Source organism: Natrinema caseinilyticum, from assembly GCF_024227435.1.
Taxonomy (GTDB): domain Archaea; phylum Halobacteriota; class Halobacteria; order Halobacteriales; family Natrialbaceae; genus Natrinema; species Natrinema caseinilyticum.
This window is the reverse complement of sequence record NZ_CP100446.1, coordinates 75,171-101,049: the sequence shown is the minus strand read 5'-3', so window position 1 is coordinate 101,049 and position 25,879 is coordinate 75,171. Positions and strand designations below refer to the sequence as shown.

The 25,879-nt window shown below is 62.9% G+C and carries 22 protein-coding genes; 17 read left to right on the top strand and 5 right to left on the bottom strand.

Going from position 1 to position 25,879, the window contains the following annotated elements:
- The first annotated feature begins 133 nt into the window (after positions 1–133).
- Positions 134–886: an SDR family oxidoreductase gene (locus NJT13_RS19870; RefSeq protein WP_254525893.1), complete on the top strand. Its 753-nt coding sequence runs from the start codon at positions 134–136 to the stop codon at positions 884–886.
- 276 nt (positions 887–1,162) lie between these two features.
- Here NJT13_RS19870 and NJT13_RS19865 read toward each other — a convergent pair whose 3' ends face one another.
- Positions 1,163–1,930 carry an IclR family transcriptional regulator gene (locus tag NJT13_RS19865; protein ID WP_254525892.1) on the bottom strand — a complete coding sequence of 256 codons (768 nt, stop codon included), beginning with the start codon at positions 1,928–1,930 and terminating at the stop codon, positions 1,163–1,165.
- A 299-nt stretch (positions 1,931–2,229) separates the two neighbouring features.
- On the opposite strand from NJT13_RS19865, the gene NJT13_RS19860 reads away from it, so the two are divergent.
- The 3 genes from NJT13_RS19860 to NJT13_RS23310 are packed head-to-tail and all read left to right on the top strand — an operon-like array spanning position 2,230 to position 4,066.
- Positions 2,230–3,126, top strand: a complete 897-nt coding sequence (locus NJT13_RS19860) for an SDR family NAD(P)-dependent oxidoreductase (protein ID WP_254525891.1) — start codon at positions 2,230–2,232, stop codon at positions 3,124–3,126.
- A 3-nt stretch (positions 3,127–3,129) separates the two neighbouring features.
- Positions 3,130–3,633: a MaoC family dehydratase N-terminal domain-containing protein gene (locus tag NJT13_RS23315; protein ID WP_340681207.1), complete on the top strand. Its 504-nt coding sequence runs from the start codon at positions 3,130–3,132 to the stop codon at positions 3,631–3,633.
- Positions 3,626–4,066, top strand: a complete 441-nt coding sequence (locus NJT13_RS23310) for a MaoC family dehydratase (RefSeq protein ID WP_340681206.1) — start codon at positions 3,626–3,628, stop codon at positions 4,064–4,066. The genes NJT13_RS23315 and NJT13_RS23310 overlap by 8 nt, the downstream gene beginning before the upstream one ends.
- 50 nt (positions 4,067–4,116) lie before the next feature.
- Here the strand turns inward: NJT13_RS23310 and NJT13_RS19850 are convergent, their stop codons facing one another.
- Both NJT13_RS19850 and NJT13_RS19845 read right to left on the bottom strand, forming a co-directional pair.
- Positions 4,117–4,908 (bottom strand): SDR family oxidoreductase, encoded by a 792-nt coding sequence (locus NJT13_RS19850; protein ID WP_254525890.1) that lies wholly within the window; start codon positions 4,906–4,908, stop codon positions 4,117–4,119.
- Between the two features lie 273 nt (positions 4,909–5,181).
- A complete protein-coding gene (locus NJT13_RS19845; RefSeq protein WP_254525889.1) occupies positions 5,182–6,864 on the bottom strand; it encodes a thiamine pyrophosphate-binding protein in 1,683 nt (560 codons plus the stop codon).
- Positions 6,865–7,057: 193 nt separating this feature from the next.
- On the opposite strand from NJT13_RS19845, the gene NJT13_RS19840 reads away from it, so the two are divergent.
- From NJT13_RS19840 to NJT13_RS19805, 8 genes are all read left to right on the top strand, one after another.
- Positions 7,058–8,233 carry a CaiB/BaiF CoA transferase family protein gene (locus NJT13_RS19840; RefSeq protein WP_254525888.1) on the top strand — a complete coding sequence of 392 codons (1,176 nt, stop codon included), beginning with the start codon at positions 7,058–7,060 and terminating at the stop codon, positions 8,231–8,233.
- A 120-nt stretch (positions 8,234–8,353) separates the two neighbouring features.
- Positions 8,354–9,136 carry an enoyl-CoA hydratase/isomerase family protein gene (locus NJT13_RS19835; RefSeq protein WP_254525887.1) on the top strand — a complete coding sequence of 261 codons (783 nt, stop codon included), beginning with the start codon at positions 8,354–8,356 and terminating at the stop codon, positions 9,134–9,136.
- A 222-nt stretch (positions 9,137–9,358) separates the two neighbouring features.
- Positions 9,359–10,657: an acyl-CoA dehydrogenase family protein gene (locus tag NJT13_RS19830; protein WP_254525886.1), complete on the top strand. Its 1,299-nt coding sequence runs from the start codon at positions 9,359–9,361 to the stop codon at positions 10,655–10,657.
- A gap of 152 nt (positions 10,658–10,809) precedes the next feature.
- Positions 10,810–12,003, top strand: a complete 1,194-nt coding sequence (locus tag NJT13_RS19825; protein ID WP_254525885.1) for an acyl-CoA dehydrogenase family protein — start codon at positions 10,810–10,812, stop codon at positions 12,001–12,003.
- Positions 12,003–13,658 (top strand): acetate--CoA ligase, encoded by a 1,656-nt coding sequence (locus tag NJT13_RS19820; protein WP_254525884.1) that lies wholly within the window; start codon positions 12,003–12,005, stop codon positions 13,656–13,658. Before NJT13_RS19825 ends, NJT13_RS19820 begins: the two co-directional genes overlap by 1 nt.
- Entirely contained in the window at positions 13,655–14,452 is a 798-nt protein-coding gene (locus NJT13_RS19815) for an enoyl-CoA hydratase/isomerase family protein (RefSeq protein ID WP_254525883.1), read from the top strand. The genes NJT13_RS19820 and NJT13_RS19815 overlap by 4 nt, the downstream gene beginning before the upstream one ends.
- A 31-nt stretch (positions 14,453–14,483) precedes the next feature.
- Positions 14,484–15,251 carry a citryl-CoA lyase gene (locus NJT13_RS19810; protein ID WP_254525882.1) on the top strand — a complete coding sequence of 256 codons (768 nt, stop codon included), beginning with the start codon at positions 14,484–14,486 and terminating at the stop codon, positions 15,249–15,251.
- On the top strand, positions 15,248–16,162 hold the full coding sequence (locus tag NJT13_RS19805) for an SDR family NAD(P)-dependent oxidoreductase (protein ID WP_254525881.1): 915 nt from the start codon (positions 15,248–15,250) through the stop codon (positions 16,160–16,162). Before NJT13_RS19810 ends, NJT13_RS19805 begins: the two co-directional genes overlap by 4 nt.
- Positions 16,163–16,192: 30 nt before the next feature.
- On the opposite strand, the gene NJT13_RS19800 is transcribed toward NJT13_RS19805, so the two are convergent.
- A complete protein-coding gene (locus NJT13_RS19800; RefSeq protein ID WP_254525880.1) occupies positions 16,193–17,482 on the bottom strand; it encodes an acyl-CoA dehydrogenase family protein in 1,290 nt (429 codons plus the stop codon).
- Between the two features lie 356 nt (positions 17,483–17,838).
- Between NJT13_RS19800 and NJT13_RS19795 the strand changes: the two genes are divergently transcribed.
- The 4 genes from NJT13_RS19795 (at position 17,839) to NJT13_RS19780 (ending at position 23,492) form a co-directional block, all read left to right on the top strand.
- Positions 17,839–18,582 (top strand): IclR family transcriptional regulator, encoded by a 744-nt coding sequence (locus NJT13_RS19795; protein ID WP_254525879.1) that lies wholly within the window; start codon positions 17,839–17,841, stop codon positions 18,580–18,582.
- A 485-nt stretch (positions 18,583–19,067) separates the two neighbouring features.
- The gene (locus NJT13_RS19790) at positions 19,068–20,234 is read left to right on the top strand and encodes an acyl-CoA dehydrogenase family protein (RefSeq protein WP_254525878.1); all 1,167 of its coding nucleotides are present in this window, start codon (positions 19,068–19,070) and stop codon (positions 20,232–20,234) included.
- A 194-nt stretch (positions 20,235–20,428) separates the two neighbouring features.
- Positions 20,429–21,475, top strand: coding sequence for a TAXI family TRAP transporter solute-binding subunit (locus tag NJT13_RS19785; RefSeq protein WP_254525877.1), 1,047 nt, complete (start codon positions 20,429–20,431; stop codon positions 21,473–21,475).
- A 25-nt stretch (positions 21,476–21,500) separates the two neighbouring features.
- A complete protein-coding gene (locus NJT13_RS19780; RefSeq protein ID WP_254525875.1) occupies positions 21,501–23,492 on the top strand; it encodes a TRAP transporter permease in 1,992 nt (663 codons plus the stop codon).
- 302 nt (positions 23,493–23,794) lie between these two features.
- Here the strand turns inward: NJT13_RS19780 and NJT13_RS19775 are convergent, their stop codons facing one another.
- Positions 23,795–24,976 (bottom strand): CaiB/BaiF CoA transferase family protein, encoded by a 1,182-nt coding sequence (locus NJT13_RS19775; protein ID WP_254525874.1) that lies wholly within the window; start codon positions 24,974–24,976, stop codon positions 23,795–23,797.
- 514 nt (positions 24,977–25,490) lie between these two features.
- On the opposite strand from NJT13_RS19775, the gene NJT13_RS19770 reads away from it, so the two are divergent.
- Positions 25,491–25,844 carry an acyl-CoA synthetase family protein gene (locus NJT13_RS19770; RefSeq protein ID WP_254525872.1) on the top strand — a complete coding sequence of 118 codons (354 nt, stop codon included), beginning with the start codon at positions 25,491–25,493 and terminating at the stop codon, positions 25,842–25,844.
- Positions 25,845–25,879 lie beyond the last annotated feature (35 nt).

The following is a 25,879-nucleotide window of genomic DNA, read 5'->3' as shown; positions in this document are numbered from 1 at the left end:
CTCGAAACAGATCGATAGTGGAGTGTCCCCGGTGACGCCGGCGGTCGGTGGATCGGTCGATTCGAGTCGGTACCTCGCTGCGTGTGCTGCGATAACACGTACTGTTTTGACCTCCCGTGATAATCCTCCGACGATGGTTACCGAATCACTGGCAGGCACCGCAGCGATCGTCACCGGAGCGAGCGCGGGAATCGGAAAAGAGACGGCGCGCGTTCTCGCGGCCGACGGTGCGGACGTTACACTGGTCGCCCGTCGGGAAGAGCGGCTGCGAGAACTGGCGGACGAAATCGAGTCCGAGACGGATGCGACGGCGCTCGTCTGTCCGGCCGACGTGAGCGACGAGTCCGACGTCGAGGCCGTCGTCGAGCAAACGGTCTCGACTTTCGGGAAGCTGGACGTACTGGTGAACAACGCGGGAATCGCGACCACCTCCGAGACGACCGTCGAGGAGTTTCCGACCGATCAGTATCGAACCGTCATGGGCGTGAACGTCGACGGTATGTTCTACGCCGCGCGTGCGGCGATACCACACCTGCGGGAAACGGACGGAACGCTCCTTTTCGTCGCGAGTGCGGCGGGTAAGAATCCACGTTCGAAATCGCCGATTTACGCCGCGACGAAGTGGTGGACCCGCGGCTTCGCGAAGAGCCTCGCGGGGCAGGTCGGCACCGACGACATCGCCGTTAGCATCGTGAACCCGTCGGAAGTCCGAACGGAGTTCGGCAAGGAGTATCGCGAGAAAACCTCGGAGGAGCGCTTCGAACCGGGCGAAGTCACCGGGCCGCGAGCCATCGCCGAGGCGATCGCCTTCGCTGCACGCCAGGAGACGCCGAACGCGGTAACCGAGTTGGACCTGTTCCGGCGCGACAAGTATTCCAGCCTGTAAGTCGGGGACAGCAACCCGACTCTCGTTCTCCATCGCGGAACGAACTACCGCGAAACGTGTGCCGACCGGATAGTCGAACGGAGGGAACTGAGGCTGATCGGAAGATGCCGTACTCGAGGGAAACTGAAAGTCGAAACCGATCGAATCGAGTCGGCAGTTGAGACGCCGAACGGGTCGGCAACGATGGCAGAATACGACCGAAGATCGGAGGAGAGTGGGTTTCGGTCGGGTCTATCCGTCGAGTCCGCGGGGCGCTTTCGAGACGGTGGCAGCGACTCAGGAGTATTTCATGTCCAGTTCGAGTTCGTTCGCCGTTCCGAGGAGGATGTTCGGGATCGATTCCTCGAGGCGATCGCCTTGCACCCGATGCGTGGGGCCGGACACGCTGAGCGCACCGAAGACGCCACCGTCCGGGCGCTCGATCGGCACGCCGATCGCTCGAAGACCGAGCAGCGTTTCCTGGTCGTTGATGCTGTATCCTCGCTCCCGGATCGCATCGAGTTCCTCGTAGAGTTCGTCCCTGTCCGTGATCGTGTTCTCGGTCATCGATGGCAGTCCGTGCTGGCGAACAATCTCCTCGACGCGTTCGTCGGGGAGCGCAGCGAGGATGGCTTTCCCGGCGGCCATCGATTGGAGCGGTCGATATTTGCCGATTTCAGAGTTGGTTTTGACGGCGTGTTCACCGGTCGCCCCGAACACGTAGACTGCCTTTCCGTGTTCCTCGACGACGAACTGCGCTCGTTCCGCGGTTTGCTCGGCGACCTTCCTAACTTTCTTTCTCGCCATCTGGTACGCGTCGGTGCGTTTTCTCGTCTGCTCGCCCAGTTTCAGAAACCGGAAGCCGATTCGGTACTCGTCACCGTCTTTGACGACGTATTCGAGGTCCTCGAGCGTCGTCAGGTGCCGGTGGACGGTGCTCTTTGCGAGCCCCAGTTCCGTGGCAATCTCGGTGACTCGACCGCCGTCATCTCGAGCGAGCGTTTCGATGATCTCGAAGGCCGTCCGCGATGCCTTCACCGTCCCGGGATCGGTGTATGCTGCCATGTGAGTCACTCCCCCATCGGTGCGGATAAAGATTCCGTATGCTCGAACGGCGAGCGTCGTCGCTCCGCGCTCGGTTTCCACGAGAGAAATCCACGCTGTCGGCACACGTTTGGCGCCCGAGTCCCGCTCCTCGATGGCCGACTCAGTTCCAGTGGCGTGGGTGAATCGCGAGCGCCAGCGGTCACACCGGCGTTGTTGACCCGGACTCTCCACGATCCGACAGGTGCCGAATGACGGAACGACCGGGTCTGAGCGCGTATCTGGGGGATTTATTGGGTACTGACAGCATTGAGGAACTGATGTTATCTGACAAGGTTATTATCGTGGCCGGTGGCGGTCACGGTCTCGGAGAGTGTGCTGCCGTCGAACTCGGTGAGGCCGGCGCGACGGTCGTCGTCAACGACCTCGGATCCGACGTCCACGGTGACGGCGAAAGCACGGAACCGGCCGCTGAAACGGTCGAATCCGTCAACGAGGCCGGCGGCGACGGGATGGCTCACTTCGGCGACATCAGTTCGACGGACTACACCGAAGAACTGGTCGCCGATACCGTCGACGAATACGGTCGCGTCGACGGCGCCGTCAACTTCGCCGGGATCTTGAACGACTCGATACTCTACCGAATGACCGACGAGGAGTGGGACAGCGTGATCGACGTCCACCTCCGCGGCCACTTCGCACTGCTTCGAAACCTCGCGGCGCACTGGCGAGAGGTTGCGCGTGACACCGACGACTATCTCGAGGACGGTCGTTCGTTCCTCTCCGTCTCGAGTCGGTCGGCGCTTGGTAACGTCGGCCAGTCCAATTACTCGGCTGCGAAGGCGGGGGTACTCGGGTTGACGAGGGCCGCGTCGAAGGAACTCGGCAGATACAACATTCGGGTAAACGCCCTCGTCCCGACCGCATACACGCGAATGATCGAGGATATTCCGGACGACAAGCAGCCGTTTACCGAGGAAGAACTCCCGCCGGAAAAAGTCGCTCCGCTCGTCGCGTACATGCTCAGCGACGAGGCGTCGGAGATCAACGGCTGGTCCGTCCGGGCCGCCGGGGACGCGGTCGGCTTCGTTTCGGACCCCGAAATTTTCCGACTCGGCTATCAGAACGGCGGATGGACGCCCGAAGACATCGCCGAACGGTTCACCGACGAGATCGGTCGGGGGCTCTCGCTCGACAAGTCGGGGGACGCGTTCTGAGCGATGCCGTCGAAATCGCTCGACGAGCTGGAAGCGCAAGTCGGTCGCACGGTGACCACGGTGGAGGATCTCGTCGTCGAACCCGGGAAAGTCGAGGAGTTCGCACGGGCGATCAAAGACGACAACCCGGCCTTTCGAGACGAAGCCGCCGCGCGAGAGCAGGGGTACGAGTCGATTCCCGCACCGCTTACGTTTACCCGGACGGCCTACTTCCCACGCTATCGGCCCGACGGAATCGGCCTCGATCACGGGTTCGACCTCGGGTTCGATCAGTCTCGGGTCGTCCACGGCGAGCAGGAGTACATCTACGAACAGCAGATACACGCCGGCGACGTGCTGTCGGGAAAGACGACGCTCGTCGACGTCTACGAACGAGACGGGTCTCGCGGCGGCACGATGACCTTCGCGGTGCTCGAGACCGCGTACCGGAACGCGGACGGCGAGCACGTTCTCACGGAACGGCTCACGCGAATCGAACTCGCGGCCCAGGGTGACGACGATGACTGATCGCCACGAGCGACGGCTCACCGCCGACGACGTTGCGGTCGGGGAGACGGGTCCGGAAGTCGTCGTCGAAGAACTGGAACGGGAAGATTTCGTCCGGTACGCTGGTGCGAGCGGCGACTTCAATCCCATCCACTACGACGAACCGTACGCGCGGGATGCCGGCAACGAAAGCGTGTTCGGACAGGGAATGCTTACGGCTGGGTTCGCCTCGCACATGGTCTCCGACTGGTTCGGGATGGATCGGGTCGACCGATTTACGATCCGGTTTCAGAGCCGGGTGTTTCCGGGCGATACGATCGCGGTGACGGGCGAAATCACCGACGTGGAAGACGGCGATGCCGCTGCGGTGGTCACTGCCGATCTCGAGGCGACGACCGACGACGGAACCGTCGTATTGAGCGGGGAAACGGTCGCGTCGATACCGAGGGAGTAAGCGGTCGGTGAATCGGTTCGCGTTCGATTCGCTCGAGGGTGGTCGGACCGTCAGAAAATGGAATCGCTCTCGCCGCCGTCGATCGGGACTGCCGCGCCGTTTATGTGGCTCGCCCGACCGGAGCACAGAAATGCGACCGTATCACCGAACGCGGTCGGATCGCCGATCTGGCCGGTCGGGATCGATTTTACCCGGGCGGCCTTTGCATCCTCGTACGAATCGTATTCGCCCTGTTCGACCGCGGCGTCGAACACCTCCCGCAACCGTGGCGTTTCGTGGACGCCCGGCAAGACGGCGTTCGCGCGCACCTCGGGTCCGAGATCCTTCGCGAGCGTCTTCTCGAAGCCGACGACGCTCGTTCGCACCGAATTCGAGAGGACGTTCCCGGCTCCCGCCCGCTTGGTCGCGATCGAGGTGATGGCGACGATCGAGCCACCGTCACCGCTCCGGAGGTGGTCGGCCGCCTCGCGGACGAGCCGAACGACGCTCATCGTCAGCAGATCGTAGGCTTCGTACCACTCCTCGTCGCTCGGTTCCAGCGGACGCATCGGCGTCGGGCCACCGGCGCTCGTGACGAGGTGATCCAGGCGTCCGAACTCCTCGAGCGGCCGCGAAACGAGGGTTTCGATATCCTCGGGGTCCGTGAGGTCGCCCGGCTGTGCGACCACCTCCCCCGACGCGACGGCCCTGATTTCTTCCGCCGCCTCGGCGAGTCGCGTTTCGTCTCTGCCGTTTATCACGACGTTCGCGCCCTCCCTCGCGAGGGCCGTGGCGGCCGCCTTTCCGAGTCCGCTACTCGAGGCCGTGACGAGCGCGACGTGTCCGTCCAGTCCGAGATCCATGCCCCTCCATTTCGGCACAGGCACGAAAACATATCGGTGCTCGGTGTCGATCCTGTTCGCCGTCGGCGCTGTTCGGCGCTTGGGAAGCCGCTGATGCAGGCCACACGGTGTGGGAAGTCGTTCTCGAGACGTGCCGCGACGAACTCTCGATGAACGCGAGACGCCGAATGACGATGCAAGCTGGGATGGCCGAGGAGACGGGGACGCCGAATGACGATGAGAGCGGGGATGACCGAGGAGGCAGGGGTCGATGCGATTCGGTTCGAGGAATTCTCACATCTTACTGCGGTGGCGGACGGCGCTGTTCGTCTTGCAGTCGACGACGACGGGTCCGTCCGGGTGGCAGCCGAGAACGTCACCGATCGCCTCGAGGTCGTCGGACGAGCGAACGGTGTACCCGTCGGCCCCGAGCGACCGTGCGACGTCGGCCACGTCGGGCGACTCGACCAGGGCGACGTCCGCGCTGTACTCGCTGGTCAGCAGGCTGTGATACTCCGTTCCGAGTGCGCTGTCGTTCATGACGACGATCGTCACCGGGACCTCGTGGCGAACGGCCGTGTCGATCTCTTGTAGCGCCATCATGAAGCCGGCGTCGCCACAGACCGCGACGGGCGTGCGATCGCCCGCGTTCAACGCGGCGCCGATTCCGTGTGGAAGCCCCTGCCCGATCGCGGCGAAGTCCAGCGTCCAGAGCAGATCGCCCGGTTCCGGCGTCGAGACCCCGTCGAGAACCCATCGAGAGAAGTGTCCGCCGTCGCTGACGACCAGCCGGTTTTCGGGCAGGTACCGATCGAGGCCTCTCACCAGATCACGGGGATCGATTCGTCCCTCCTGTTCCGGGAAGTCACCCTCGTCCAGCGTCGGCGTTTCCGCGATCCGGGTTTCGAGCCGATCCGTCCAGAACTCTCCGTTTCGGTCGATTCCGTGCGCCTCGAGCTTTTCGGTCAACGCCTCGACCGTCAGCCGGGCGTCGCCTCGAACGCCGAGGTCGACCGATTCGAACCGGCCGATCGAGGAGACGTCCGTATCGATGTGGACGACTTTCGCCTCGTCGTCGATGAGATGGCCGGAGTCCGTCGTGTACGGGGTCAGGCGACACCCGACCGCCAGGACGAAGTCGCTCTCGTGGAAGTGTTCGTTCGCGATGTTGCTTCCGAAATCGCCGGTGAACCCGACCGAGAACGGATGATCGTCGAAGTACCCTCGAGCCTGCAGGGTGGTGGCGAGGACGCTGTTCGTCCGCTCGGCGAACGACACGATCGCCTCCTTCGCGTCCGCCTCGATCGCGCCGCGACCGGCGACGACGATCGGGACTTTGGTCGCGTCCGAATCGAGATACAGGTCGAGAGCCGCGTCGACCGCACTCTCGTCGGGGTGTACTCGTGCGTCCGATCCGACGGCGTTCGTCGGGTCGGCCGGTCGGTCTCGTTCGACGTCGAGGTCGACGTCGGAATCCGGAATCTCACCGTCCAGGACGTCCCACGGGACCTGTACCGCGATCGGCCCCTCCCCGGCTCGAATGCTCCGGAAGGCCTCCGCTACGGTCGAGAGCAGCGTGTCGGCGCTGCGAGCGGTGCGGACGGTTCCCACCGTCGACTCGAGGAAGGACTCCTGTTCGAACGCTTTGATGTCGTAGGTGTCGGACAGTTGCGGCTCCGGGACCAGAACGAGGAGCTTCGATCCCTTCTTTCGAGCGGTGACGAGGGAGGTTCCGGTCTGTGCGATCGCGGGGCCTCGACCGACGATACAGACGCCGACGTCGTCGCCCGCACGCGAGTACCCGTCGGCCATCGCGACGGCTCCCTGCTCGTGGCGCGAGTGGACGACGCGCATCTCCCCGCTCCAGTGTTCCTGTAACGTCGAGAGCGTACTCATCGTATCTTCGCTCATCAGCGCGAATATCGTCTCGATCCCCTCCGCATCGAACAGTCGTATGACTGCCTCGTGCGCTTTCATGTTGCTTCGCCTCGCTAATCGTTCTCGTACATAATGGTAGTACCGGTGAGGTCGGGTGAGAGCGGCCGTCTCTACGGGAATCGGGTGTCGTGTCCTCGGATCGGACACTCGCGGGTGTCACCACGGTATGCTCGCGACCCCCGGACGGTCCGACGTCCGAATATTTATATACCCGTCTCGGCGACTACTTCGCATGCAGCCATTACAGGATATCGATGTCGTCGATCTCACTCAGTCGATAGCGGGGCCGGTTTGTACGCAGATGCTCAGCGAGATGGGCGCGGAAGTAATCAAGGTCGAACCGCCGAGCGGAGACGCCTTCCGCCCCCTGATGAACGGAAGTCTTTTTACCGCGTACAACAACGGAAAAAAGAGCATTTGCGTCGATTTGAAGACGGACGAGGGGCGTGACTTGCTCAGCGATCTCGCTGCCAAAGCGGACGTGCTGGTCGAGAGCTTCCGCCCGGGTGTCTTAGAAGAGTACGGCCTCGATTACGAAACCGTCTCGAAAGACAACGAGGGGATCGTCTACTGCTCGCTGTCCGGATTCGGTCAAACGGGACCCTATCACGACTATCCCGGCTACGATCCGGCTATTCAGGCGATCTCGGGGCTGATGGCGACGACGGGGTATCCGGATCAGCCGCCGGTTCGCATCCGCTCGAGCCTGATCGACTGCGGCACCGGCACCAACGCGGCCTTCGCGGTCATGGCTGCGATCCGCGAGCGGGATCAGACGGGCGAAGGCGATTACATCGACGTTTCGCTCTTCGACGTCGGTATCTCCTGGATGTCGTACTGGATCGCAAACTACGAGACGACGGGGGAGATTCCGGAACGGAACGGTCTGAAAGGCATCGGAAGCGCTCCCAACGGTCTCTTCGAGGCGTCCGATGGCTACGTGTACATGATCACGATGACGCAGGCCATGTTCGAACGAGTCTGTGAGGCCGTGGACCGATCCGACCTGATCGACGACGAGCGGTATCTCACGATGGACGATCGGATCGAACACCGGTCGGAACTCCGTGAAGAGCTACAGGAGGCGTTCGCCTCCTTCACGGCCCAGGAACTGGAAACCCTCCTGCTTGAATCGCGCGTCCCCGCAGCCGCGGTGCGAACGATCGACGAAGTCGTGGAACTCCCACACCTCGAAGCGCGATCCATGCTCACCGAATCGTACAACCCGGAAGCGGACGAGCCGGTCGACGTCGCGTCCCTCCCGTTCACGTTCGGCTCCGACGGCGACCGACCCGGATACAGCACTCCGCCACCGGAGAAAGGCGAGCACACTGCCGAAGTCCTCGAGCAGTTCGAGTACTCTGGCGATCAGATCGAACGCCTCCGAAGCAACGGCGCTATCGAGTAGGCGAGGCGGGACGAAGACCCGCGGACGCAGCCGTTTTGTCGACGCCAGCGACGGCGGTACTCGTTCGTCGGAGACGAGACATCACACGATTCAAGGAGTCGCCGCTCGAATCCGACGACGATGAGTGTCTCTCTCACACAGGAACCCGACCGGCCCCACGTCGCACACCTTCGAATCGACGCGAACGAACTGAACCTCCTCTCGCTGGAACTCGCCCACGACGTTCGGGAGGCGATCGAATCGACACCGGATGCGGTTTCCGTCCTCACGGTCGCGGCCCCACAACCCGACGACGGCGTTCGCGGTCTGACTGCCGGGCTGGACCTCGAGTGGGCGCAGGATCTCACTCCCCACGAGGGTCAGGATCTCCTGGCCGCGTTCTACGACACGATTCAGGCGATCCGAGACCTCGAGGCGGTCACGGTCTGCGGGTGCGGGACGTACACGCTCGGCGCGGGGTTCGAACTGGCGATGGCGTGTGAATTCCGCGTTGCGACTGACAATGCGACGCTGGGACTCCCCGAAGTCAACGTCGGGCTTCCGACGGTGATCCACGGCGGCTTGCTCCTCCGACTCGTCGGCGAGGGAATCGCGAACGAACTGATCTACAGGGGCGATCCGATCGACGGCGCTCGCGCGTCGGAACTGGGAATCGTGACCGATTCGGTCGCGGTCGACGAGTACGCCGACGCGGTGGACGACCTCGTCTCTGACCTCGCGGCGAAGAGCCCACGCGTAATGACGCTTCAAAAGCGCGTTATGAACCGATTTCGATCGAACGGCCTCGAGTCGGGAATGGCCGCCAGCATCGGTGACATCGGCCGGGCGTTCGGAAGCCACGACCAGCGGGAAGCGATGGCGGCGTTTCTCGATGATCGAGAGCCGGCGTTCGAAGATCCGTAGCACGGTACTCGACGGGTCTCCCGACGGATGCGGGAGTCGACTCGTCGCTCGTGTGCATCTCGGACGCGAGGGACTGAACGATGCGCTTCGGCACTTCACTCACACTACCGAGAACGCGCCCGCGACGCCGGTTTCGTCGGGTCGGCCGGCGCGCGGCTGACGTTACTATGCCTTCCCAAACCATGGGTACTCTTATCAATGCCGGGGTGGAAACTGCGTCCGATGATCGGTGTTGACACGTCCCTTACAGAAACTGAGCGAAAGTATCTCGAATCGACCGTGGCGATGCTGCAAGAGGAGGTTCTCGTCGACGAACTCGACGAACGACACCTCCGCGACCTCGATCGGAACGAGGAGACGAGCGAGGACTGGCGGACGTTCATGCGGCGCGTCGGTGACCGCGACCTCCTCGGCGTCCCCGTTCCTCGAGCGTACGATGGCGCGGGACTCGGATTTCTGGAGACCGCGTTGACCGTCCAGGCGGTCGCGTACGCCGGCTGTATCATGCAGGCGTGTCAGGTGTCCATGTCTCAACACGGCGGTCGGACGCTGTACTCGTACGGCACCGACCACGTCAAAGAGACGTACCTCAGGCCGTGGCTCCGCGGCGAGAAGATCGCGGCCCAGGCCTTTACCGAACCGGGAAGCGGGACGGATCTGGCACACATGCAAACGAAGGCCGAGCGTAACGGCGACGAGTGGGTCGTCACCGGCGAGAAGCGGTTCGTCGATTTCGCGGGCTACGCCGACTTCATGCTGGTTCCCGTTCGAACCGGCGGTGAGGACGGCGATCACGAGGGGATATCGTATTTCGTCGTCGACGCGGACGCCGACGGTCTCGAGACGATCGAGCAGCAGAGCTCCTGGCACGGCTATCGGGGGTCCGACGCACGGTGGCTGCGATTCGACGACGTGGCCGTCCCCGAGACGAACCTCGTCGGTGAGGAAGGCGCCGCGTGGCCGATGATCACGGACGAATTGAACCTGGAACACATCACGATGGCGCGGTACTGCCTCGGATCGAGCGAACAGGCCCTGGAGATCGCTGCGAACTACACGCTCCATCGCGACGTCGACGAACGGAGCATCTCGCGATACCAGGCCGTCAGCCATCAGATCGCCGAAAGCGCGACGAAACTCGACGCCGCCTACCTGCTCAACACCCGGGCGGCGAGGTGTCTGGACGAGGGCGGCATGGGCGCCGGCCGACTGGAATCGGCGATGACGAGCTACTTCGGGAACGAAGCGGCGTTCGACATCGCGGACGCGTCGATGCAGGTGATGGGCGCCATCGGAACGACCGACAAGTACCCGGTCGAACGGATCCAACGCGACATGCGCACGGGGAGATTCCTCGGCGGAGCGACCGAGGTCATCAAGAACATCATCCAGCACGACGTCTACGAACGGATCGCCGACGACGAGTTCGACGGGGAGTTGGTCGGGGCCGAGTACGAAGGGCTCCCGTGGACGACCGAGTTGGACGGGACGAAAGCGGTGGCTCCCGGCGACGACGATTGACCGCGGGTATCGAAACGGACACCGAGGGACCTCCTGCCGACCGATACCGAGCCGGGTACCCGAGTCACGCAAGCGGACCGGTGTCTCGGGCGGCGAGCCGTCGTGCACCGACGTGCCTAGTTTTATGCGATGATGTGGGAAATGGTACCACGATGGTTACGTTCGAACCTGGCGAGGAGATACAGCTGATGGAGCAGACCCTGGGTGAGTTCGTGGAACGCGAACTGCGCCCGCTCGAGGAGCGCAACCGTGATCTCCTCGTTCCGGATCACAATCGCCTGCGTTCCGACGGCCGACTGACGGACGACGCGCTGGCGTTGGTCCGGAAGGTCCGTCGACTGTCTGGTGACGTCGGGTTTTACGGCGCCGATATGCCGGAATCGGTCGGCGGGAACGGTATCACGACCGTGGGCCTCGTGCATCTGGTTTCGCGTCTGTATTCGCACGGCTACGGCCTGAATATCCACGCGATCGAGAGCGCTCCGGGCCCCCATCCGAACTTTCTGACGTTGAACGACGACCTCGTTGGCGAGTACGTCGAACCGGCCGTCCGCGGAGAGAAAAGCGCCTGCTTCGCCCTCACCGAGAGCAGTTCGGGGTCGGACGCGACCGACATGGCGACGACGGCGGAACGAGACGGAGACGAGTGGGTGATCGACGGAACGAAGATGTGGATCACGAACAGCCCGTACGCGGATTTCGGCCAGGTATTCGCCGTCACCGATCCCGACGCGTCCGGCGCGGACGGCATTTCGGCCTTCATGTTCGACACCGATAACCCCGGCTTCGAAGTCCGACGGATCACACAGACGATGCTCAACGACGGCATGCAGGCGGAAGTCGCGTTCGACGGCTGTCGCGTTCCGGACGCTCAGCTGATCGGCGAGCGCGGCGAGGGCTTCCATCTCGCGATGGGATTCCTGAACAAAGGCCGCGTCAGAATCGCCGCTCGGTGCGCCGGCCTGCTCGAGTATCTCCAGGAGCAAGTCGTCGAGTACGCGAACGAGCGCGAGAGCTGGGGGGTCCCGATCGGAAAGCGACAGCACGTTCGCCGCATGGCGGCCGAAATTGCGACCTGGCGGGCGACGGTCGAGAACCTCGTTCTCAAGGCGGCGTGGCTGATCGACCAGGGAGCCGATCCCGCCGAACACGCGGCGATCGCGAAGTACTACGCGACGGAAAAGCTGTACGAGGCCGCCGACAACGCCGTGCAAATCTTCGGCGCGAACGGGCTCAGCCACGAGTATCCGATCCAGCGGATCTTCAGGTTCGCGAGGGTGATGCGGATTCCGGAGGGATCCTCCGAGATCCAACTCGAGACGATCGCATCGGAGGTGGGCCTCTGATGACGGGCACCGACTTCGATCTGCGGAACCTGGAGCCGGGCCAGTACGACGACCTTTACGAGTCGTTCGAGTGGGACGTTCCGGAGACGTACAACATGGCCGAAGCCATCTGTGACCGGTGGGCGACCGATCGGTCCGCGATGGCACTCTACTGGGAGAACGCCGACGGCGACGCGGAATCGTACACGTTTCACGAACTCGCTCGGCTCTCGAACCGGTGTGCGAACGCGTTTCGCGACCACGGCATCGAACGGGGGGACGTCGTCGCGATCTTCCTCCCGACGCTCCCCGAGTACCTGACCGTGACGCTGGCCGGCCTCAAACTGGGTGCGATCAACATGCCGCTGTACCACCTGTTCGCGCCCGACGGGGTCGCCGATCGCGTTCGGGACGCCTCACCCGAACTTCTCGTCACCGACGAGGGCGGACTCGAGAAGCTCGCGGAGATCGACTACGCGGATTCCATGGACGTCGTCCTCGTCCGCGGCGACGAGTCCGAATCGAAGACCGGGGACCGGCCGATTCCGTTCGAGGAGCTGGTCGAGGGCTGTTCCCGCTCGTTCGATCCCGTCGAGACGGCGCCGACCGATCCGGCACAGCTGTTCTACACGTCCGGCACCACCGGCGATCCGAAGGGCGTTCTCCACGCCCACCAGTACGCGATCGGCCAGCGGATCGCCGGCCAGTACATGCGCGATTTCCACGAGAGCGACCTCCTCTGGCACTCGGGCGACCTCGCCTGGGCGGGCGGCTTTGCGAACCTGCTCGAGGCCTGGACGCTCGGCATGCCGATCGTGAAATACGACGGCAAATTCGATCCGGAGCGGGCGCTGGAACTCATCGAGGCCTACGGGGTGACGATCTTCGTCACCGCACCGACGGCGCTCCGAAAGATGATGGATCTCCCGCCGGAGACGATCGACTCGTACGACGTGTCCCTTCGCGTCGTCTCGGCCGGTGGCGAGCGCGTCACGCCGGATATGCTCGAGTGGGCCGAAGCGGCGTTCGGCGCGTTCGGCACGCTCGGGTACGGACAGACGGAGTGTTACAGCGTCGGCTATCCGCCCCTCGGCGACGAGCGAGCGGAGAAACTCGGGGCGCTTGGAAAACCGCTCCCCGGGTTCGAGGTGACGATCCTCGACGACGACGGAAACGAACTCCCGGCGGGCGAATCGGGCGAGTTGGCCGTCGCGATGGACGACAACCCGACCATGTACCTCGAGTACTTCGACAGGCCCGCGGCGACGGCGGCGGTACGGGAGGGACGGTGGCATCGAACCGGCGATACGGCGTCGATCGACGAGGACGGCTACGTCTGGTACCTCGGTCGGCGGGACGACATGATCATCAGCTCCGGCTACCGGATCAGCCCGGCGGAGGTCGAATCCAGCCTGAACGGCCATCCCGCGGTGAAGGAGGCGGCGGTCGTCGGCGTTTCCGACCCCGAGCGGACGAACATCGTCAAGGCCGTCCTCGAACCGGCGGCGGGCGTCGAGCCGTCCGCCGATCTGGTCGACGAACTGCAGGAACACGTCAAATCGAATCTGGCCACGTTCCAGTACCCCCGCGAGATCGAGTTCGTCGGCGAGCTTCCGAAAACGATAACCGGCAAAATAAAACGGAATCAGCTCCGAGACGAGGGTGAGACGCAATGACTGACGACCCCGTTCGACTGGACGTATCCGACGGTGCCGCACGAATCGAGTTGAATCGACCGGACAAGTACAACGCGCTGAACGACGCCCTGGTCGCTCGCCTCTCGGACGCTCTCGAGACGGTCGAGCGAGACCCCGACGTCCGGTGCGTCGTGTTATCGAGCGCCGGCGATGCGTTCTGTGCCGGCGGTGATATCGATCGAATGCGGCGGCGCCGCAAACGAGAGGTCACGCCGCCCCAGATGCGACGCGAGGTCATCTTCCAGGTGCGAGACACGGTCGAGCACCTGTTCTCCCTCGAGAAACCGGTGATCGTCGAAGTTGAGGGCTTCGCGATGGGTGCCGGTGCGAACCTCGCGCTCGCGGGCGACCTCGTGTTCGCCGCCACCGACGCGACGTTCGGCCAGTCGTTTTCGAACGTCGGGATGTCGGTCGACTTCGGGGGCTCGTTCTTGCTTCCGCAACTCGTCGGTCTCCACAAGGCGAAGGAACTGGTGTTCTCGGCCGAGCCCATTTCCGGCGCCGAGGCCGCAGAAATGGGGCTGATTAACGATGCCGTTCCGGCGGCGGAACTCGACGAACTGGTCGAGGAGTGGGTCGCGGACCTCTCGACGGCTCCGACGGAGGCACTCGTGCTGGCGAAACAGAACTTGAACGACGGGGCCGTCGTCGACTTCTCGACGGCCCTTCGGAACGAATCGACCACTCAGGGACTCCTCCGGGCGACGCACGATCACCGAGAGGGCGTCGACGCCTTCTTCGAGGACCGCGATCCGGAGTTCGAGGGGGAGTAAGTATAAGAATCGGTGCGGGAAATACGCCCCCATGGGTGAGAGACCCTTACGTACATCGATAGCGACATCGGACGAGCAGCGAATCACCGTCAGAGGGGCGGATCTCACGGACGATCTCATGGGAACCCTCGATTTCGGCGAATTCTTCTACTTCCATCTGACGGGCGAGATGCCGACCGACTCCGAGTCCCGCGTGTTCAATACGCTCCTGGTCACGGTCGTCGAACACGGGGTCACCCCGAGCGTGATCGCGGCGCGGCTCACGTACGATTCGGCGCCCGAAGCGGTACAGGGTGCGGTCTCGAGTGGCTTGCTCGGTGCGGGGAAGACCTTCCTCGGATCGATGCAGGACGTCGCCGAAATCGTTCAGGACGGCGTCTCGCGGATCGAAAACGGCGATTCGAGCGAGGCCGTCGCCCGTGACGTCGTCGCGGCACACGACCGACTCCCCGGCTTCGGTCACCCGGAGCACGAACCCACGGACCCGCGCACCGACCGGATCTTCGAAATTCTCGAGGAGGAAGGGATGGACGGCCCGTACCTCGAGTTCATCTACGACGTTCAGGACGCGGCAGAGGAGCAGTTCGGTTCGCGTCCGCTGATCAACGCGACCGGCGCGATCGGTGTGGGGGTGTCGGAACTCGGCCTCGACCCGATCGTCGCTCGCGGGATCGCGCTCGTCGCCCGGTCTGCGGGACTCGTCGGGCACCTAAACGAGGAGATTCACGAGCCGATGGCTCGCGACATCTGGGACGTCGTCGAGGAGAACGTCGAGTACCAGGACGGTGAGACGCGATGATCGACGGCAAAGTGGCGATTATCACCGGCGGTGCGAGCGGTCTGGGCCGCGAAACGGCCTTCCGGATGGCGGAGCTGGGTGCGTCCGTCGTCGTCAGCGACCTCGGGTCGAAACCCCACGGCGAGGGCGCGGACGAGGAACCGCTCCACGACGTCGTCGACGAAATCACCGCAAACGGCGGCGAAGCGATGGCGAGCTTCGGCGACATCACGGACTACGAGTACGTCGAGTCGCTGGTCGAGGAGACGGTCGAGGAGTACGGCCGCATCGACGGGGCCGTCAACTACGCCGGCTTCCTCCGGGACGACATGCTGTTCAATATGGATCCGGAGAACTGGAAGGCGGTGACCGACGTCCACCTCACCGGTCACTTCAATCTCATCCATCACCTGGGTGGCTACTGGCGCCAACGTAGCAAGGCCGAGGGCCTCGATTCCCAGCGCTCGTTCGTGTCGGTATCGTCGGCGTCGTCCAGAGGGAGCGCGTCCCAGATCAACTACTCCGCAGCCAAGGCGGGCATTCTCGGGCTCACTCGAACGGCCGCTCGCGAACTCCACCGGTACAACGTCCGCGTCAACGCGATGATGCCGGCGGCGATCACCAGAATGCTCGACGCGAACGTCCCCGAAGACGTCCTCGAGCAACTTCCACAGGACGAGCTGGGGCCCGAGAAAGTCGTCGCACTTCCCATCGTGTTGCTGGCCGACGACGCGACGGATGTCAACGGCTGGACGTTCGCCATCGGCGGCGATACTGTCTTCACCGTCACCGATCCCGAGTGGGACCGATCGCTGACGGCAGAGGGCGGGTGGAACGCGACCGATCTCGCCGCACAGTTCGACGACCTGCTCGAGGGAGAGCCGCGATCGAAAACGGAACCCGGCGGTCTGTTGAACGAACTCGTCGAGTGAGGTGTCGCCCCGAGACGCCGCGGGCCGTTCCTACTCGTCTCCGGTCCGCGCCGGCTGCTGGTCCGCGTTCAACCAGGGGAGTCCCTCGCGTTCGTTCCCGACGAGATCACCGTCGAACTCCTCGTCGAGCAACTCTTTGTAGGCGTCGGACTGGACGACGCTCTTCATGACCTCGGTTGCGCCACCCATGAACCTGCCAGCGCGGACGTCCCGCTGGATCTGCTCGATCGGATACGACGTCGTCGTCCCGATTCCGCCCATGATCTGGATGCAGGTGTCGGCGATTTCGTGAGCCAGGTCGTTTCCGAGCCACTTCGCCATCGCGCTCTCCATTCGGCCGGTGGAGACGCCGCGGTCGTCCATGATTCGCGCCGCCCGGGTGTTGAGCAGGTACGCGCCGTCGAGACGCGTCGTCATTTCGGCGATCTTGTGATTGACCGCCTGATATCGCGAGACCGGTCGTTCGTTGACCTCGCGGTTCGCCGTGTAGTTGGCGGCGATTTCGAGCGCCTGCTGGCTCGCGCCGAGACAGTAACGGGCGACGGTCAGGTGTTCGAGGTTGAGTTCGTCGGTGATGTACGACCACGCATCGCCTTCGGTTCCGACGAGGTTCTCTTCGGGCACGCGGACGTCGTCGAACTGCATCCACGATGCCCCGGTGCCGCGAAAGCCGTGCCAGTCGGACTGATCCTCGACGAGCTCGATTCCGTCGGTCTCGCGATCGATCACGACGATCGAGACGCCGTCGCGGTCGCCGTCTTCTCCGCTCGTGCGCACGGGCGTGAAGTAAAAATCGGCGTATGGCGCGAAGTCGATGAACCGCTTTTCCCCGTCGATGACCCACTCGTCACCGTCCTTCTCGGCGCTCGTGTCGAGGTGGGCGATGTCGGTCCCGCTTCGGGGCTCCGTGTAGGCCTGCGAAACGACCAGGTCGCCCGAGGCCATCGGCTCGAGATAGGTCTCTTTGATGTGCTGATCGCCGTGTTCGTACATCGTGCGCCCGACGTGTTGGGTCAGCGACGTCTGGCAGGCGTGAACGATGTTGCCGCAGTAGCCGATAGCCTGTTCGGCCAGCACCGTCTGGATAATGGTGCCGCCCGGACCGCCGTACTCCTCGGGAACGGAGATGCAATTGAAGCCGGCTTCGCCCATTCGGCTGACGTACTCCTGCCAGTCCTCGCGGCTCACCTCGTTCTCGTCTAAGGCCCGAAAGTGGTCGTAGCCGAGCCCGTCGACGAACACCTCGGTCTCGAGGGTAGTTATCGCGTCGGCCAGGTACTGTTCTTCCTCGTCCGTCAGAAACGTGTCTTCTCCGATCATAGCGGATGGTACAGTCGACACGACCGGGGACCATAAACGTTGCAATAAAACAACTGCGGAAAACGGGTAAAATAACGTGACGGGACGGGGGTCGGAGCGATTCGACGTTCGGAAGGGATGAACGGGAAAGCAGGTCCGACGTGGGGGTTGGTTTCCGGCCGCCATCGCCTGCAACCTCCCGACGTCGTACCGATTTCCAGACGGGACGTGGCAGCCGACGAGCGGTGCCGGAATGACGGTTCGTTCGTCAGAGCCGAACGACAAACAGTACTCTTATAATCCGTCTGAACGAAGTCGATCTCGTTCGGCAGAGGCGAACCGCGATGAACGCACGTTCGACCCCTGCCGGGGAATCCATGATCGACGCAACCGAGAACTCACTGGCGATCCTCGAGGTCGTTCACGAACGCGACCGGGTTGGCGTGACGGCGCTCGCGGACGAAACCGGTCTCGCGAAAAGTACCGTTCACAGTCACGTTGAGACGCTCAAACACGCGGGCTACCTCGTCCAATCCGGCGACGAACTCGAACTCTCGTTTCGGTTTCTCACGCTCGGCCTGGACACCCGGCGTCGGGAGCCACACCAGGTTGCCGTACGCGAGAAAGTGGTGGAACTGGCCCGTCGAACGGGCGAACGCGCCCACTACGTCGTCAGGGAGGGGACGGACGGCGTGTTTCTCTACTCGGAGACGGGGGAAAACGCCGTCAGGACTGGCGTTCACCCTGGCGACTTCGTGCCCCTCCATACGACCGCGAGCGGGAAGGCGATACTCGCCAACCTCCCGACGGAGCGAATCGAGTCGGTCATCGCCGACTCCGACCTCGTGTCGGTCACGCCCGACACGATCACCGATCCCGACGATCTCCGCGAGGAACTTCAGAACGTACGCACGCGAGGACTGGCGTTCAACGACGGCGAGTACGTCGAGCGACTTTGGTCGGTCGGCGCCCCGGTCTTCGACGACGAGGAGCGCGTCCTCGGGAGCATGAGCGTCTCGGTGCCGGCGAACCGACTCGGTCGTCGCGGCGTGAACGATCAGCTTTCGACCGCGCTGCTGGAAACGGTAAACGAACTCGAACTCGAAATCGCTCACGCGTGAGCCGTCGGTCGGGGGACCGACGGGGCACGATGGAGGCCGTCCGACCGCCGACATGCTCGCCGTTGGCCGTCCGACCGCCGACATGCTCGCCGGTGGACGTCTGTTCGGTGACCGACGCCGAGTTTTCGGCCGACGGTCGACCGGGGTAACGTCCTATTTCGGGCGAGTAATACGAGACAGGAATCGGTCAGCTTCCGACGGCGCGAACCACCGATACCAGTGACGATCGAACGGCGTACGGAGGGGACGCTCCGTGGCGGGTTCCGTCTCCGAGCCCCTCGAGGAATCGACGAGACGAACCGGTGAGGATCCGACGGAACCCGTGTCGAACGGTATCAGGGAACTGCGAACGCCTCGGGACCCACCCGCCGTCCGATCGCCGTTCTCGGTTCGCGTCGGTGCACACGTCACCGGCCTTCGGCGTTCACATTCGCCACCTCAGATTGGCGAGGGGTTTAATATATCATCGCGCAGAACACGCTCCTATGGAGTTCGAGTATTCCGAGGAGCAGCGACTGATTCGTCGCTCTGTGGCCGACCTGATGAGCGATTACGACCGCGACTACTGGCGAACCCACGACAACGACCACGAATTCCCGTGGTCGTTCTGGAAGGACGCCGCTCGAGCGGGCTGGGTCAGTATGACCCTCCCCGAAGAGTACGGCGGGTCCGACTCCAGCCTTCAGGACGCGGCGGTCGTCCTGGAGCAGATGGCGAAGTGCGATGCCGGTCTCGTTCCGGTATTACCGATCGCGCGGACGATGTTCGTCGGTGAGGTGCTCGCGAACTACACGACCGAGGCCCAGCGTGATATGTTCCTCGAGGATATCGTCACGGGCGAGGCCATTCCGGCCTTCGCGATCACCGAACCGGGCGCGGGGTTCGACGCGCTCGGGATGGAAACGCGCGCCACGAAAACCGATTCGGGGTGGGAACTGAGCGGCGAGAAGGTGTTCATCTCCGGTGCCGATATCGCGGATCACGTCCTCGTCGTCGCTCGGACGTCCCCGAAGGACGACTCGAGTCCGAGCAGCGGGATTTCGCTGTTCATGATACCAACTGACGCGGACGGCGTCACGGTGACGCCCATCGACAAGGTCGCGATACGGACGGAGACGACGACGCAGTTCTTCCTCGACGACGTCGAGGTGCCCGACGACCACCTCATCGGCGAACGCGGACGCGGATGGTACCACGTTCTCGACCTGCTGAACACCGAGCGGATCACTCTCGCGGCCGGTCTCGCCGGTGCCGCCGAACTCGCGATCGATATGGCGTCCGAATACGCTCGAGAGCGCGAAGTGTTCGACCGCCCGATCGGGAAGAACCAGGGAATCCAGCTTCCGCTCGCCGAGGCGAAGGTGAACGTCACGGGCGCGTGGCTTCAGGTGCTACGAGCGGCGGACGTCTACGACCGCGGGGGCGAGGACGTCGGAATCGCAGCGAATTCGGCGAAAGTCGCTGCATCGAACGCCGCCTACGAGGCCGCGAACGTCGGAATGCAGACGTTCGGGGGCTGGTCCGTAACCGAAGAGTACGACATCAATCGGCTGTGGCGGGATGCCAGGTTCTTCCAGATCGGTCCTGTTTCGAACGAACTGGCGAAGACCTTCATCGCCGAGCGGGAACTGGATCTTCCGAAATCCTACTGAGTGGTCGGGCGGCAGCCTACTTTTTCTATCAAAAATCGAACGTAGTAACCGAACGACCCGTTATAAAATGGCCACTCGGCGATACTGGCGGCCTTTAACCGTAATACTGCAAAAATTCGCCGCGTAATACTTCAGTTCTCCAGGAACATATGTGATAAATATCGATAACTATTTATGATTTGGCTTGGGTAGTCATGACACGGATGTCGTACAACAGAAGGCACTTTATCAAGGCTGCAGGTGTAGCGGGAGTAGCAGGGCTCGCAGGCTGTATTGGTGGGGGCAACGGCGGTAGCAGCAACGTCGATAGCGATGCTACCGAATGGAGCTTCGGGATTACCCGTGAAGGAACGATCGGATACGTGAAAGCCACTGGGTGGGCTCGCGTCTTCGACGAAGCGGACACCGATATTTCTCTGACTCTCAACACGACTGGCGGATCAGAGGAAGCGTATCGACTCACCGCTGCGGGTGACAACCACATTACGAGGGGGACGAGCGCGATGGGGATGGCGTCCTACAACGAGGAGAGCCGACCGGGGGCGAACTTCGGTGGGGAGAGCGCCATTCCGACGGTTCCACAACAGGTCATGGCGGTCAGTGACCTTCGGCCGTTCTGGGTGACCCTCGACGATAGCATCCAGTCGATCGAAGACCTCGAGGGCAAAACCGTTCACAACGGTGCCGCCGGATCTCGATTCGTCGGTGCGATCCCGTTCGATAGCGTCGGAATGTTGAGCAACATGGAACTTGTCCAGGGTGACTGGTCCGACATTCCGTTCGCGCTGGAAGAAGGACGAGTCGACGCCGCGTACTGTTACGTGATGGCGAGCGGGACGTCCCTCCCCGGCTGGGCGGAGCAACTTGCCAACCAGGACAGCCTTCGGGTCCTGCCGTTCTCGGACAGTCAGTACTCGACGTTCGAGGAGGACCCGTACCTCAACGTCCGTGAGGTTCCGGTCAACGAGGTCTTCCCGTTCGAGACGAACGTCGATACGGTCAAGTCGCCCACGTCTCAGTACCAGTGGTACGTCCACCCCGACCTCAGCAACGAGAACGTCAAGGAGTTCTGTGAGATATCGTTCAACAACGTGAGCCAGTTGCAGGAGGTTCACGACGCCCTCGGACTATTCAACGAGGAGTACGCGGTCAGTGGTATGACGAAATCGCCGGTTCACCCAGGGGCCGTCGAGTGGTACAAGGAAAACGACCTCTGGAACGACGACCTGATCGAAGGATAATTGCTGCCGCCAGATTCCCCCAATTATGTCGAACACAACCTCCGACCAGGAGCTGACGTTAGAGGAGAAAGGGGAGCAGTTGCCCGCCCTCGATTTCACCCTCGATAATGCTCAGTGGTTGATGCTTACGCTAAGCGCGATCGCATTCTCCGTCTATCACATTCTGTATGCGTTCACGTTCGTCGTGAACAGTGACCAGCACACGATTATCTCGCTCGGTCTCTCCATCTTCCTGATGATCCAGTTGGTCGAAGCCAATCTCGACGAACTGACCGGAAAGGTCCTCTTCGCCGCGAAGTTGGTCAGTTCGGCACTGATACTGTACATCACGTACTATTTCGTGACGAGTTACTCCACGATCCTGACGAGGATTTTGAACTACACCCAACAGGAGTACGTGTTCGCGATCATCCTGGTCGGGGCGATTCTCCTCTTTACGTATCGCCGGTACGGTGTCTTCATCACGAGCGTCGTGGTGCTGTCGTTCGGATACGCGATGCTGGGATCGTACATCCCGGGACAGTTCGGCCACAGTAGCATCCAGTTCGCCCGAGTCCTCGAGCGAACCGCGCTCGTGTTCGACATCGGCCTGTTCGGATTCCTTCCGGGCGTCGGTGCCCAGTGGATCGTCCTCTTTCTGGTCTACGCGAGTCTCCTGATCGAGTTCGGTGCCCTGCAACTGGCCATGGACTTCGGTGCGCGGATGAACCAGCACCTCCAGTCCGGTGTGCCGCAGCTGGCGGTCGTCACGAGTTTCATCATGGGTTCGATTTCGGGGAGTGCGGCCGCGAACACGGCCACGACCGGTGCCGTGACGATCCCGCTGATGAAGAGTTACGGCATGGACGGCGAAACGGCCGCGGCCATCGAATCGAACGCGTCTTCGGGTGGACAGGTGCTTCCGCCGATCATGGGCGCGTCAGCCTTCGTCATGGCCTCGTTCCTGAATATCCGCTATTTCGACGTCATCGTCGGCGCGTTGCTCCCGGCGATCATCTTCTATCTCACCGTCTCGATTTCCGTCTACTACGTCAGCAAGGGGTACGAACTATCCGAACCCGCGTCGGACGAGCATACCCTCGAGACGACACAGGAGTCCGGGCAGGCGTGGTACGTCTACTTACCCCTGGCAGTGTCCGTCTTGGTTCTCATCTACGACCTCGGGATCAGACAGATCGGGCCGCTGACGTCCGGCTTCCACTCCGTCATGTCTCTCCTCGTGCTCCAGTTCATCTGGAAAATGATACTGGCCGACGATCGAGGTGAGACGCTGCGTGACTACGGTCGAAACCTGGGCGTCGGTCTCCAGAAGGGGGCGATCGCCAGCGCGGAGATCATGGTCGTCCTCGGCGCGATCGCGATATTCGTCAGCCTGCTCGGCAGCGGGAACCTCGTGCAGGTGCTGTCGTTCATGATGCTTGACATCTCCGGCGGACTGCTCTTCCCGCTGTTGCTCGTCGCGATGATCCTCTCGATCATCTTCGGGCTGGGAATGCCGACGGTCGCGGCGTACGTCGTCGTCGTCGTGTTCGTTGCCCCGGCCGTGGCGGACCTGGGGATCGCGGAGTTCAACACGCACCTGTTCGTGTTCTACTTCGCGATCCTGTCCGCGATCACCCCACCGGTCGCACTCGCGGCCGTCATCGCGAGCGGTATCGCCGAAGCGGATTTCCTCAAAGTGGCGAAAAAGGCGATGATTCTGGGTGCACCGTTGTTTATCCTCCCCTACACGATCATCTACCACCCGAGTATCGCGAACTGGAACGGTGACACGCCCCTGACGTTCGTCTACCTGCTCACGACGTTCACCGCGATCGTCACCATCATCCACTTCAATCTCGGCTACCACGAGTACGTCAACGGCGCCATCAAGACCGTTGCAGGCGGCGCGCTGGTCGCCGTCATGTTCTGGGGCACGACCACGATTCAGGCGGCCGGATTCGCCGTGGCCGCCCTCATCGTCGTCGCGTTCCACTACATGGAGCGTAACTCGTCGAAAACGGTCGCACCAGCCTGAGGACACCGCTTTTTCCGAAACGCAGACGTCGATACGGACGCCGAAGAACGGCGAGAGAAGCCGCCCCCTCGCTCGATTCCTTTCGTCGTGTCCGAATCCGCGGACGTACTCGTCGCGGTCGAATTGCGCGCTCGTCCGGATCGGCGTGGCCCCCTCGCAGACGACTCGAGTGGACGCCGTTCCCTTCTCCACCGGTCATCGTCCCGGGAGCTGACGGCGTGACAGTCGCCGTCGGTCCGCCGTGATCTCCCTTCTACCCTCCGTGCAGTGATCGGAAAATTGTCGTCTCAGGGGCCGCGGGATTACGACGATTCCCGCAGGACGTCCGCGTCCAGCAGGTCGGTAATCGTCTCGTCGTCGTAGCCGTACTCGCCGAGTACGGCTCGCGTGTGTTCGCCCTTTCTCGGCGGCGGAGACGCGGCCTCGAGCGACCCGTCCGCGAACCGAAACGGCATTCGCGTCGTTCGGCACTCGGTCTCGAGCCACTGGTTGTACGTGTCGACGAACAGGTCCCGATGGTCGGCGTGGGGATCGTCCTCGACCAGTTCGTCGATCGACTGCAGCGGTCCGGCGGGGACGCCGGACCCGGCTAGAAGTTCGACCAGTTCCCGACGGTCGTACTGCCCGAACGCGGATTCGAGTTCCGCTCGGAGGACCTCGCGGTTGTCCCATCGATCCGCGGCGGTCTCGAAGCGGTCGTCCTCGAGCAGGTCTTCCCGCTCTATGGTCCGACAGAGTCGTCGGTACAGTTTCTCCGACGCCGTCGCGAGGTAGAACGGCCGCCCGTCGCCGGCTTCAAAAATACCGTAGGGAGACATCCCGTAAAGACCCGCACCCGCTCGTTTGGGAAGGTCGTCCGTCGAGGTGTAGTGTGCGACCCAGTAGCCCATCCACGTCGTGGCGACGTCGAACAGCGAGAGGTCGATGTGCGTCCCGCCGTCCGATCCGGGGCGGATCAGTCCGCCCATGACGAGCATGGCACCCGTCAGCCCGGTCGTATAATCGATGGCGCTGGTTCCGACGCGGACCGGGTCGCCGTCGGTGTCGCCGGTGACGCTCATGAGTCCCGACATCGCCTGTGCGACCGGGTCGTACGCGGGATATTGTTCGTACGGCCCGTCCTGTCCGAATCCCGTGATGGAGCAGTAGACGAGGTCCTCGTTTTCTTCGAGGAGGTCACCGTAGCCCAGATCGAACCGTTCCATCACACCGGGTCGGAAACTCTCGACGACGACGTCCGCGTCGGCCGCCAGGTCGCGAGCGATCGCTCGTCCCGAGTCGCTCTTCAGGTCGAGGCTGATGCTTCGTTTGCCGCGATTACACGACGCGAACATAGAGCCGTCGATGAGGGGCCTGAATGCGTCCCCTTCGGGCGGTTCGACCTTCACGACGTTCGCTCCGAGGACGGCCAACGACTGCGTACAGATCGGACCGGCGATAGACTGCGTAAAGTCGAGTACGTCAATCCCTCTCAGTGGTTGCATAGCGGATACGTCGGGCTACGGAACGCAATGAGTTATATGCACCGTCTGACCGCGGCGGGATATGCACCGAATCGACCGTCGGAGGCGGCCGAAACCGAGCGACACCCGAAGCGGGACGCTGATCGAAACGAGGTGGCGACAGAAAACGAGCGATGGACGGAGTCTGGCGATGGTCGGAACGTCTTTCAGTTGCTGATGGTGCAATTCCCCGGTAGAGTTAACTTCGAAAACCTCACACCAACAATTGGGGACGCAAAATCCACGCATTCCGGCCGCCAGCACCTGCCAACGCCTAGTGCGCCCTCACTATCACTCTGCGTCCCCCGAATGTTTATGCCGTGCTTACGCTTCCCACTAGCCATGGAGGGACTTATCGAGGACTTGCGGGACCAACTGTCTCGTAATCGGTAGTATCCGTTCTATCGGGAGGAACTCGAGGCGGGCGACCTCGACCCTGCCGACCTGGACTCGCTGTCGCTGCGGCCACGAGGGCCAGCACCTCCCCAACGGTGTGATGAGTCGCACCGACGACATGCACGAGGGAAAGTGCGTGAAACTCTATCCGTCGCAGGCCGCGCTTCATCTCGCTGGATACGACGGACTCGATGCCTCCAGCGTCCAGTTCGTGCTCCGTCGAGAGGGGACCGACACCGATCGCATCGAACTCCGCGTCGGCGGCGACGAATCGGAGGCGCCGTCACCCGCCGAGATCCGCCGGAGCCTCTCGGAGGAACTGCTCGTTACGATGGACGAGATCGAGATCGTCGACGGTCTCGAGGTCGAACGATCCGTCGTCGACGACCGATACCACTCGAACGCCGCGGCGCCGTCCGGGCGCGCTCCGAACGTCTCCACCCGCGCGGAGTAATCTTTACAGTATCAGGGAGACGTTGTACTCGTGGA